Source organism: Microbacterium sp. (genome assembly GCF_032084865.1).
Taxonomy (GTDB): Bacteria; Actinomycetota; Actinomycetes; order Actinomycetales; family Microbacteriaceae; genus Microbacterium.
Map to the genome: position 1 here is coordinate 1 of NZ_DAMDLU010000103.1, position 9,931 is coordinate 9,931.

Below are 9,931 nucleotides of genomic sequence, written 5' to 3' on the forward strand. Positions count from 1 at the left end.
CCCGCGTCGAGTAGTTCAGCTCGCGAGCTTCTGGCGAAGGTCGGCGAGGCGGGCGGAGATGCTGCCGTCGATGACGTCATCGGCGATCTGCACACGCAGGCCCCCGACGACGGACTCGTCGATCACCTGGTTGATGGAGATCTCGCCGCCGTATCGACGGGCGAGCGCGTCGCGCAGGCGCGCCTCCTGCTCGGCCGGGAGCGGAGCGGCGGTGTACACCGTCGCGACCGATCGGCCGGCCTGTGCTGCGACGATGCGAACCGCGCGGCTGAGCACCTGGCGGACGCGACGCTCGCGCGGACGCGGAACCAGGGACGAGGCGATGAGCATGGTCGCGGGTGACACTGCGCCACCGAGCACCCGCTCGACGAGCGCGAGCTTCGCCGCGTCCCCGCCGAGGCGGCCGCCGAGCGCGAGCTCGAGCTCGGGGTTCGCCGCGACGACGCGCGAGAAGCCGAACAGCTCCGTCGCGAGGTCGTCACCGGGAGCCGCCGCAGCCGCTGCGCGGATGGCGAGCTCCTCGACACCGTCGACGAGATCGGACACCGACGACCAGCGCTGAGCCGCGACCGTGGTCAGCAGCGAGCGCACGGGAGCCGAGACACCCGCGAACACCGCCGAGACGAGCGCGCTGCGCGCCTCGGCCGGGGCTGCAGGATCGGCGAGCGCGCCGCTCAGCTGAGCCGACTCCCCGATGGCGCGGGCTGCAGCGAAGAGCTCGGCCGCGCTTTCGAGGTTCAGGCCCGACGCTGCGGCAAGCGCGTCCGTCGATGCCGCGAGTGCCTGAGTGGTCGCGCTGCCCATTACTTGGCCTTCTCGAGGTCGGCGAGGAAGCGGTCCACGACGGCCGTCGCACGAGCGTCGTCGCTGAGGGTCTCCCCGACGACGTTCCCTGCGAGGTCGATCGCGAGCGTGCCGACCTCGCTGCGCAGCGAGACGAACGCCGCCTGGCGCTCGGCCTCGATCTGCGAGTGAGCGGCTGCGGTGATGCGGCCGGCCTCGGCGACAGCGGTCTCCTTGGCCTCGGTCACGATCTTCTTGCCGTCCTCACGGGCGGCTTCGCGGATCTCACCGGCCTCGGTGCGGGCCTCGGCGAGCTGGCGGGTGTACTCCTCCAGCGCGGCCTCTGCCTCCTTCTGTGCCTCATCGGCCTTGGCGATGTTGCCTTCGATGGCGGCTGAGCGCTCGTCGAGGATCGCGGTCAGGCGAGGAAGGGCGACCTTCCACACCACGATGAGGATGATGAGGAACCACAGGCCCGACCAGATGATGTCGTACCACGCGGGGATGAGCGGGTTCTGCGCCTCGGTCTCCGCCGCGAGGTTCGTGACAAGAGCGTTCAGCATCCTGTCTCCTTCAGAAGTCGGTGCGGATTACGGGAAGGGGATGAAGGCGACGGCGATGCCGACGAATGCGAGCGCCTCGGTGAAGGCGATACCGATCCACATGAGGACCTGGAGACGGCCGGCCAGCTCGGGCTGACGGGCGACACCCTCGATGGTCTTGCCGACGACGATGCCCACGCCGATGGCCGGTCCGATGGCTGCGAGGCCGTAGCCGACCGCACCGATGTGACCGTTGATTTCAGCGAGAACCGTAGTAGCGTCCACGGGTTTTTCCTTTCGTTGGGTGGGGCGGCAGTTGCCGACCCGCTCAGTGCTCTTCTGCGACCGCGAGCTGGATGTAGATCGCGGTGAGGACGGTGAAGACGTAGGACTGCAGGACGACGACGAGGATCTCGAAGAGAGTGAACGCGCCGCCGAAGGCGAGCGTTCCGACGCCGAGCGCCGCCCAGCCGCCACCTGCGGTGAAGAAGAAGAAGTGCGTGGCTGCGAAGCACAGCACGAGGATCATGTGGCCGACGACGAGGTTCATCATCAGACGCAGGGTGAGGGTCACCGGGCGGATGATGAAGGTGGAGATGAACTCCAGCGGGGTCACGATGATGTAGACCGGCCACGGCACGCCCGACGGGAAGAGGGAGTTCTTCCAGAACCCCAGCGGGCTCTTCTTCATGCCGGCGTAGATGAAGGTCACGTAGCTGATCACGGCGAGCGTGAGGGGCACGGCGATGATCGCGGTTCCCGGCATGTTCAGGAACGGGATGATGCCCGTGATGTTCATGAACAGGATCATGAAGAACATCGTCACCAGCAGCGGGGCGAACCGCTCGCCGTCCTTGCGGCCGAGCAGGTCGTGGCCGATGCCGTTGCGCACGAAGCCGATGCCCATCTCGACGAGGCTCTGGAAGCGACCGGGCACGACGGTCATGCGACGCGTTCCGAGCCACATGATCAGCACGACGGCGATGACCGAGAGCAGCTGGATCAGGTGGATGCGATGCATCGGCACGCCGAAGACGGTGAACAGGATGTCCGGGAAGAACTCGCCCATCGACGGGCCGTGGAATTCACCGTCACCGGCGATCGGACGAAGGGTCAGGGTCGCAACGGGATTCAACAGCGCGGGCTCCAGCTTCGGGTCACCGGCGGGAACCGGGGCGACGAGGGACGTTGTGCATCAGCGCAAGCGCTCGCGAGACGAGCGGCGGGCACGGGACAACACTACCAGATTCAACGCTCGCCCTCGGTCGCGTCGGGCGCATTCCGGCCATCGGTGTCGACCTCGTCCTCGGGGTTGACCGTCGGAAGATCGATGTCGCTCACGTGCGGCAGACGCATGCGGACGAGCACGACGGCGTCGACCACCAGCGAGAGGACCACGCCGGCGACGATGGAGAGGAAGAACACGAGCGGGGATATCCACGGCTGGCCGCTGAGGACGATCATGATCACGAGGAACAGGCCAAGCTTGACCAGCCAGCCGCCCAGCACGATCGCGAAGAAGAGCTGCACATAGATCGGATCGCCGAACCAGCGGTTCGCGAACAGGATGCTGCCGGCGGTGATCCCGAGGAAGAGGAACGCGAGCAGCACGCCGATCAGGCCGCTCCACAGCCCACTCGTGCCGTCGACGGCGAAGCCGATACCGGCGGCGGCGAGGGCGAGCACCAGCGCGGCTGCGGCCGACCACGTCAGCGTGCGCCGCAGGATGGGTGTGCTGGAGACGGGGCTCGGGGTCATCGGGGCTCCATGTGCTCGGTGTCGGTGTCGGGTGGGGTCGGATCCGAGGCGGCTGCCGCCCTGCGTCGCACGCTGTGCGGCGTGCGCGTGACGATCAGGCAGGCGACGATGCCCACCACGCCGAACGCGACCGCGGCGAGATACCCGCCCGGCCAGTCCTGCCGTCCGGCGATGTACATCAGCAGCACGGTCAAAGAGATGATCGCCGTCCAGGCGTAGAAGATGAGCACGGCGTCGCGATGACGGTGGCCGAGATCCAGCATCCGATGGTGCAGATGCTTGCGATCGGGCGAGAAGGGCGATTTGCCCGCGCGCATCCGGCGCGAGACCGCGAGACCGAAGTCGAGCAGCGGAAGCATGACGATCACGAGCGGGAGCACGATGGGCAGGAACGCACCGAGCAGCTGCGAGCGGCCGAAGCGCTCGGGGTCGAACGCGTTGACGTCGCCCTGTGTGGTCAGCGCGATCGTCGAGGTCGCCATCAGCAGCCCGAGTACGAGAGCGCCCGAGTCGCCCATGAACAGCTTCGCCGGGCTCCAGTTCAGCGGCAGGAAGCCGAGGCAGGCCCCGATGAGCACGGCCGCGAGGAACGTGGCGAGGTTGAAGTAGCTGGTGGCGCCGGAGTCGCGGGTGAGGATGTACGCGTAGACGAAGAACACGCCGTTCGCGATGAGACAGACGCCCGCGACGAGCCCGTCGAGCCCGTCGATGAAGTTGACGGCGTTCATCACGACGACGATCGCGAACATCGTGACCGCGATGCTCACCCAGCTGGAGACGAGGATCATGTCGCCGACCGGCAGCGAGAGGATCTGCAGTCCGCCGCCGACCGTGATGATGCCCGCGGCGAGGAACTGCGCGGCGAGCTTGATCATCCAGTCCAGGTCGATCAGATCGTCGACGACGCCGATGACGGCGATCAGCAGCGCCGCGGCGAGGATCGCCCACAGCGTGTTCGGCGGCGACCACATCCGCTCGAAGAACGGGTTGGCGGCGGAGATGAGAACCGCGCTGGCGATGCCGATGAACATGGCGACCCCACCGAGACGCGGGGTCGGGGTCTTGTGCACATCCCGTTCACGGATGCCCGGATACAGCTTGAACCTCAGGCTCAGCCGCCACACCGCCCACGACAGCGCGAAGGTTATCGCCGCCGTGAGGATGATCGTGAACAGATACTGCTTCACTCTTCGTCGACCGGGCTCTCGTCGACAGGGCTCTCGTCGACCGGGCCGGCCACGACGTCGCCGGGCTTCTCCTCGGGCTCGAGAAGGTCGCCGAGCACCTCCGACAGCTGCTCCCTGGTCACCGCCCCCTCCCGCAGGATGCGCACCATCGGGGTCTCGCCCTCGGGGGCTGCGACGAGCGAGGTGGCGTCGACGATCGTCGAGGGCACGCCGGTCTCGCTGTACCCCTCCTCGAGGTACACCGCGACGCTGTCGCCGAGCATCGCCTCGGCGTCGGAGGCGATGATCGCGGCATCCCGGCCCGAGAGGTTCGCACTCGACACGGCGAGCGGTCCGGTCTCGGCCAGCAGCTCGAGTGCGATGCGGCGGTCGGGCATCCGCACGGCGACGGTGCCCTTCGTCTCGCCGAGGTCCCAGGTCAGCGACGGCTGGGCGGGAAGCACGATCGTGAGGCCGCCGGGCCAGAACGCGTCGACGAGGCTCTGCACGGGTGCGGGCACGGTCTCGACGAGGGCTTTGAGCATGTCCTGCCCGGCGACGAGCACGGGCGGCGGCATGTCGCGGCCGCGGCCCTTGGCGTCGAGCAGGCGCTGCACGGCGGCGGGCGAGAAGGCGTCGGCGGCGATGCCGTACACGGTGTCGGTGGGCAGCACGACGAGCTCGCCGCGGGCGATCGCCTGGCGGGCGTGGCGCATGCCGGCGAGGATCTGGGAGTCGTCGCGGCAATCGAAGACAGTTGACATGGCCTCTTAGTCTACGACGGGGTTCTCCGTGCCCACGGGTCGGGAGCGCACCCGCGCGGCCTCGTTCACGCCCGCAGAGCCGTCGTCGCCCGGTCGCGGCGGGTGAGATCCTGATGCGTCGCGGCTGCCCGCCATCCGTCCGCCGTGAGGATCTCCCGGATGGCGGCGCCCTGCAGCTCGCCGTGCTCGAGCACGAGCAGGCCGCCGCTGTGCAGCAGCTGCTGGGCCCGGGAGCTGATCACGCGCACCACGTCGAGGCCGTCCGCCCCGCCGTACAGCGCCTGGGCAGGGTCGTGCAGGCGCACCTCCGGGTCGCGCGGGATCGCGTCGTCGGGCACGTAGGGCGGGTTCGAGATGACGACGTCCACGGTGCCCCGCAGCTCATCGAACGCGGTGGCGAGATCGCCGAGCACCAGGGTGAGGTTGCCCACGCCGCGCGTGTTGCGCTCGGCCCACGCGTGTGCGTCGGCGGACCGCTCCACGGCGTGCACCCTCGCATGCGGCACCTCCGTGGCGATCGCCAGGGCGATGGCTCCGCTGCCCGTGCCGAGGTCGACGCCGATCGGCGGCGCGGACGCGCTCTCCAGGAGCGCGTCGATCGCGAACTGCACGACCGTCTCCGTCTCCGGGCGCGGCACGAAGACTCCGGGGCCCACAGCCAGCTCGAGGTGGCGGAAAGCGGCCCGACCGGTCAGATGCTGCAACGGCTCGCGGGCGGCGCGCCGCTCGACGAGGAGGGCCAATCGCTCGGCATCCGGTTCGGTGATCTGGTCCCCGCGCACCACCGCGGCCTGCAGCTCGCCACGACCGAGCCCGAGCACGTGTCCGGTGAGCAGCTCGGCGTCGACGAGCGGGTCGGGAACACCCGCATCGGCGAGCCGCTGCGCGACGGCGCGCAGCTGCGCCGAGATGAGAAGGGGCATCCTCTCAGCGTAGGCGGTGCGCGCAGCCGGTCACATTCCGTCATCATCCAGACCACGCCCCGTAGGCTGATCTCGCTGAACTCCCTCACGAGAACTCCGCTCACGAAAGGTCTGCCATGACCGGCATCCACAACGACATCACCAGCACTTTCGGCAACACGCCTCTGGTGCGGCTGAACCACCTGACCGAGGGCCTCGACGCCACCGTTCTCGTCAAGCTCGAGTCGTTCAACCCTGCCTCGAGCGTGAAGGACCGCATCGGCATCGCGATCGTCGACGCTGCGGAGGCATCGGGCGAGCTGGGGCCCGGCGGCACCATCGTGGAGGCGACCAGCGGCAACACCGGCATCGCCCTGGCGATGGTCGGCGCGGCTCGCGGCTACAAGGTGATCCTCACCATGCCCGCTTCCATGTCGAAGGAGCGCCGCGTGCTGCTGAAGGCGTTCGGCGCAGAGCTCGTGCTGACCGACCCGACGCTCGGCATGAAGGGTGCGATCGAGAAGCTGCAGGAGATCATCGAGGCCACGCCCGGGGCCGTCTGGGCCCGCCAGTTCGAGAACTCCGCGAACCCGCAGGTCCACCGCGAGACCACCGCTCAGGAGATCCTCCGCGACACCGACGGGCAGGTCGACATCTTCGTGGCCGGTGTCGGCACAGGCGGCACCATCACCGGCGTCGGCCAGGCGCTCAAGGCCGTCAAGCCCGAGGTCCACGTCGTCGCCGTCGAGCCGACCGACTCCCCCCTCCTCTCTGAGGGACGCACGGGACCCGCGAAGATCCAGGGCATCGGACCCAACTTCGTGCCCGCGATCCTCGATCGCGACGTGATCGACGAGATCATCACGGCCGGCTTCGAGGAGTCGCTCGAGACCTCACGGGCACTCGCCGCGAAGGAGGGCATCCTCGTCGGCATCTCCGCGGGTGCCGCCGTCGCGCAGGCGCTGAAGATCGCCGCCCGCCCCGAGAGCAAGGGCAAGCAGATCGTGGTCATCGGCTGCGACACCGGAGAGCGCTACCTCTCCACCGCCCTGTTCGAAGACCTGCGCGAGGACTGACCGTCTCTGTGAGCATGCTCTCCCGTGTCCGCGAGGACATCGCGGCCGCCCGCCGACGCGACCCCGCTGCCCGCAGCGGGGTCGAGGTGGCTCTGCTGTACCCCGGATTGCACGCCGTGTGGGGTCACCGCGTGTGGCATTCGATGTGGCGGCGCAGGCTGCGCTTCGTCGCCCGGATGGGATCGCAGATCACCCGGTGGTTCACCGGCATCGAGATCCACCCGGGCGCGCGCATCGGACGACGCTTCTTCATCGACCACGGAACAGGCGTCGTGATCGGCGAGACCGCCGAGATCGGGGATGACGTGATGATCTATCACGGGGTCACGCTCGGCGGGCGGACCCGGGATCACGGCAAGCGGCACCCCACGCTCGAGGACGGCGTGTCGGTGGGTGCGGGTGCGAAGATCCTCGGCCCGGTGCGCGTGGGCGCGCGGTCGGTCATCGGCGCGAACGCCGTGGTCACGAAGGACGCGCCGGCCGACAGCATCCTGGTCGGTGTGCCGGCGAAGCCGCGGCGGCGCACCGAGTCCGACGGCTCGCGGGCGCTGCTGACCGCGCCCGACTACGTGATCTGAGCTCGCCGCTCACTCGCCGCCGAGGGCGGCGAGCCTGGCCTCCTCGTCGGCGTGGATCGCCGACTCGATGATCGGCTCGAGCGCGCCGTCCATCACCTGGTCGAGGTTGTACGCCTTGTAGCCCGTGCGGTGATCGGCGATGCGGTTCTCGGGGAAGTTGTAGGTGCGGATGCGCTCGGAGCGGTCCATCCCGCGGATCTGCGAACGGCGGGCGTCGGATGCCGCGGCATCCAGCTCCTCCTGCTGCTTCGCGAGCAGCCGGGCGCGCAGCACGCGCATCCCCGCCTCGCGGTTCTGCAGCTGCGACTTCTCGTTCTGCATCGACACGACGATGCCGGTGGGAACGTGGGTGATGCGCACCGCGGAGTCGGTGGTGTTCACCGACTGGCCGCCGGGGCCGGATGAGCGGTAGACGTCGATCTTCAGATCGTTCGCGTCGATCTGGATCTCCTCAGGCTCATCCACCTCGGGGAAGACCAGCACCCCGGTGGTGGATGTGTGGATGCGTCCCTGCGACTCGGTGGCGGGCACCCGCTGCACGCGGTGCACGCCGCCCTCGTACTTCAGATGCGCCCAGACCCCCTGTGACGGGTCGGACGAGGAGCCCTTGATCGCGACCTGCACGTCCTTGTAGCCGCCCAGGTCGGATTCGTTGCGCTCGAGCAGCTCGGTCTTCCAGCCGCGGTGCGCCGCGTACTGCACGTACATGCGCAGCAGGTCGGCGGCGAAGAGCGCCGATTCGGCGCCGCCCTCCCCCGCCTTGATCTCCATGATCACGTCGCGCGCGTCGTCGGGATCGCGCGGGATCAGCAGACGCCGCAGCTTCTCCTGCGCGACACGCAGCTGCTCCTCGAGCGCGGGCACCTCATCGGCGAAGGCGTCATCCTCTTTGGCCAGCTCGCGAGCCGCTGCCAGATCGTCGGATGCCGCCATCCATGCCTCGTGTGCGGCGACGATGCGGTTCAGCTCGGCGTAGCGCCGGTTGACCCGCTTCGCGCGCGCGGCGTCGGCGTGCACCGCCGGGTCGGAGAGCTCCTCCTGCACCCGGCGATGCTCCTCGATGAGGGCCTGGACCGATTCGAACACGCCTCTGCTCCGCTCAGCGGTGGATCAGCGGATGCTGTTCTCGTGCGCGTGTGACGATCCGGTCGACGTGGGCGCGGGGATCGACTTCTGCATCTGGAAGAGGAACTCGACGTTCGAGCCGGTCTCCTTCAGCTTGCCGAGCACGACCTCGAGCGCCTGCTGGGTGTCCAAGCCCGCGAGGGCGCGACGCAGCTTCCAGGTGATCTTGACCTCGTCCGGCGAGAGCAGCATCTCCTCGCGGCGCGTGCTCGACGCGTTGACGTCGACGGCCGGGAAGATGCGCTTGTCGGCCAGCTGGCGCGACAGGCGCAGCTCGCTGTTGCCGGTGCCCTTGAACTCCTCGAAGATGACCTCGTCCATCTTGGAGCCGGTCTCGACGAGCGCGGTGGCGAGGATCGTGAGGGATCCGCCGTTCTCGATGTTGCGGGCGGCACCGAAGAAGCGCTTCGGCGGGTAGAGCGCGGATGCGTCGACGCCACCGGTGAGGACGCGGCCGGACGCCGGAGCGGCCAGGTTGTACGCGCGTCCGAGGCGGGTGATCGAGTCGAGCAGCACGACCACGTCGCGGCCCAGCTCGACGAGGCGCTTGGCGCGCTCGATCGCGAGCTCGGCGACCGTCGTGTGGTCTTCGGCTGGCCGGTCGAAGGTGGAGGCGATGACCTCGCCCTTCACCGTGCGCTCCATGTCGGTGACCTCTTCGGGGCGCTCGTCGACGAGCACGACCATGAGGTGCACCTCGGGGTTGTTCTGCGCGATCGCATTCGCGATCTGCTGCAGCACGATGGTCTTGCCCGCCTTGGGCGGTGCGACGATCAGGCCGCGCTGGCCCTTGCCGATCGGCGCGACCAGGTCGATGATCCGCTGGGTCAGCTTCTCGGGAGCCGTCTCCAGGCGCAGACGCTCCTGCGGGTACAGCGGGGTGAGCTTGCCGAACTCGACCCGGTTAGCCGCGTCGTCGGGCGACAGTCCGTTGATCGAGTCGACCTTGACCAGCGCGTTGTACTTCTGGCGACCCTGCTGCTCGCCCTCGCGGGGCTGCTTGATCGCGCCGACGACCGCGTCGCCCTTGCGCAGGTTGTACTTCTTCACCTGGCCGAGCGAGACGTACACGTCGCTCGAGCCGGCGAGATAGCCGGTTGTGCGCACGAAGGCGTAGTTGTCGAGCACGTCGAGGATGCCCGCGACGGGGATGAGCACGTCGTCCTCGCCGATCTCGGTCTCGAACTCGTCGGCGGTGGTGTTGCCGCTGCGGCGCTTGCTGCCCCGCTGCCGGCCA

Annotated in this window: 12 protein-coding genes; 2 read left to right on the forward strand and 10 right to left on the reverse strand. The window is 68.8% G+C overall.

Annotated features, from left to right (window positions below; translation table 11 throughout):
* Positions 1-15 precede the first annotated feature (15 nt).
* The 8 genes from RT309_RS10825 to prmC form a co-directional block, all read right to left on the reverse strand.
* Positions 16-804, reverse strand: a complete 789-nt coding sequence (locus tag RT309_RS10825; protein WP_313356949.1) for a F0F1 ATP synthase subunit delta — start codon at positions 802-804, stop codon at positions 16-18.
* Positions 804-1,346 carry a F0F1 ATP synthase subunit B gene (locus RT309_RS10830; RefSeq protein ID WP_313356950.1) on the reverse strand — a complete coding sequence of 181 codons (543 nt, stop codon included), beginning with the start codon at positions 1,344-1,346 and terminating at the stop codon, positions 804-806. Before RT309_RS10830 ends, RT309_RS10825 begins: the two co-directional genes overlap by 1 nt.
* Before the next feature lie 27 nt (positions 1,347-1,373).
* Positions 1,374-1,610 carry an ATP synthase F0 subunit C gene (atpE, locus tag RT309_RS10835; protein ID WP_071642243.1) on the reverse strand — a complete coding sequence of 79 codons (237 nt, stop codon included), beginning with the start codon at positions 1,608-1,610 and terminating at the stop codon, positions 1,374-1,376.
* A gap of 43 nt (positions 1,611-1,653) precedes the next feature.
* A complete protein-coding gene (gene atpB / locus RT309_RS10840) occupies positions 1,654-2,394 on the reverse strand; it encodes a F0F1 ATP synthase subunit A (RefSeq protein ID WP_313356965.1) in 741 nt (246 codons plus the stop codon).
* A gap of 179 nt (positions 2,395-2,573) precedes the next feature.
* On the reverse strand, positions 2,574-3,083 hold the full coding sequence (locus tag RT309_RS10845; RefSeq protein WP_313356952.1) for a hypothetical protein: 510 nt from the start codon (positions 3,081-3,083) through the stop codon (positions 2,574-2,576).
* Entirely contained in the window at positions 3,080-4,270 is a 1,191-nt protein-coding gene (locus tag RT309_RS10850; protein ID WP_313356955.1) for an MraY family glycosyltransferase, read from the reverse strand. The genes RT309_RS10845 and RT309_RS10850 overlap by 4 nt, the downstream gene beginning before the upstream one ends.
* Positions 4,267-5,013, reverse strand: coding sequence for an L-threonylcarbamoyladenylate synthase (locus RT309_RS10855; RefSeq protein ID WP_313356956.1), 747 nt, complete (start codon positions 5,011-5,013; stop codon positions 4,267-4,269). Before RT309_RS10855 ends, RT309_RS10850 begins: the two co-directional genes overlap by 4 nt.
* A 65-nt stretch (positions 5,014-5,078) precedes the next feature.
* A complete protein-coding gene (prmC, locus tag RT309_RS10860; protein ID WP_313356957.1) occupies positions 5,079-5,936 on the reverse strand; it encodes a peptide chain release factor N(5)-glutamine methyltransferase in 858 nt (285 codons plus the stop codon).
* 116 nt (positions 5,937-6,052) lie between these two features.
* Here prmC and cysK point away from each other — a divergent pair, with 116 nt between their 5' ends.
* Both cysK and epsC read left to right on the forward strand, forming a co-directional pair.
* The gene (gene cysK / locus RT309_RS10865) at positions 6,053-6,991 is read left to right on the forward strand and encodes a cysteine synthase A (protein ID WP_313356958.1); all 939 of its coding nucleotides are present in this window, start codon (positions 6,053-6,055) and stop codon (positions 6,989-6,991) included.
* Between the two features lie 14 nt (positions 6,992-7,005).
* Positions 7,006-7,569, forward strand: coding sequence for a serine O-acetyltransferase EpsC (gene epsC / locus RT309_RS10870; RefSeq protein ID WP_313356960.1), 564 nt, complete (start codon positions 7,006-7,008; stop codon positions 7,567-7,569).
* Positions 7,570-7,578: 9 nt separating this feature from the next.
* Here epsC and prfA read toward each other — a convergent pair whose 3' ends face one another.
* Together prfA and rho are read right to left on the reverse strand one after the other, a co-directional pair.
* Positions 7,579-8,655, reverse strand: a complete 1,077-nt coding sequence (gene prfA, locus RT309_RS10875; RefSeq protein ID WP_313356961.1) for a peptide chain release factor 1 — start codon at positions 8,653-8,655, stop codon at positions 7,579-7,581.
* A gap of 24 nt (positions 8,656-8,679) precedes the next feature.
* Positions 8,680-9,931, reverse strand: a 1,252-nt coding sequence (rho, locus tag RT309_RS10880; protein ID WP_313356963.1) for a transcription termination factor Rho, incomplete at its 5' end; no start/stop codon positions are given.

Bases quoted from the DNA above. Each gene is read 5' to 3' on its own strand.
- RT309_RS10845 (WP_313356952.1), bottom strand. From the start codon at position 3,083: ATGACCCCGAGCCCCGTCTCCAGCACACCCATCCTGCGGCGCACGCTG.
- RT309_RS10855 (WP_313356956.1), bottom strand. From the start codon at position 5,013: ATGTCAACTGTCTTCGATTGCCGCGACGACTCCCAGATCCTCGCCGGC.
- RT309_RS10825 (WP_313356949.1), bottom strand. From the start codon at position 804: ATGGGCAGCGCGACCACTCAGGCACTCGCGGCATCGACGGACGCGCTT.
- epsC (WP_313356960.1), top strand. From the start codon at position 7,006: ATGCTCTCCCGTGTCCGCGAGGACATCGCGGCCGCCCGCCGACGCGAC.
- cysK (WP_313356958.1), top strand. From the start codon at position 6,053: ATGACCGGCATCCACAACGACATCACCAGCACTTTCGGCAACACGCCT.
- prmC (WP_313356957.1), bottom strand. From the start codon at position 5,936: ATGCCCCTTCTCATCTCGGCGCAGCTGCGCGCCGTCGCGCAGCGGCTC.
- RT309_RS10830 (WP_313356950.1), bottom strand. From the start codon at position 1,346: ATGCTGAACGCTCTTGTCACGAACCTCGCGGCGGAGACCGAGGCGCAG.
- atpB (WP_313356965.1), bottom strand. From the start codon at position 2,394: ATGGGCGAGTTCTTCCCGGACATCCTGTTCACCGTCTTCGGCGTGCCG.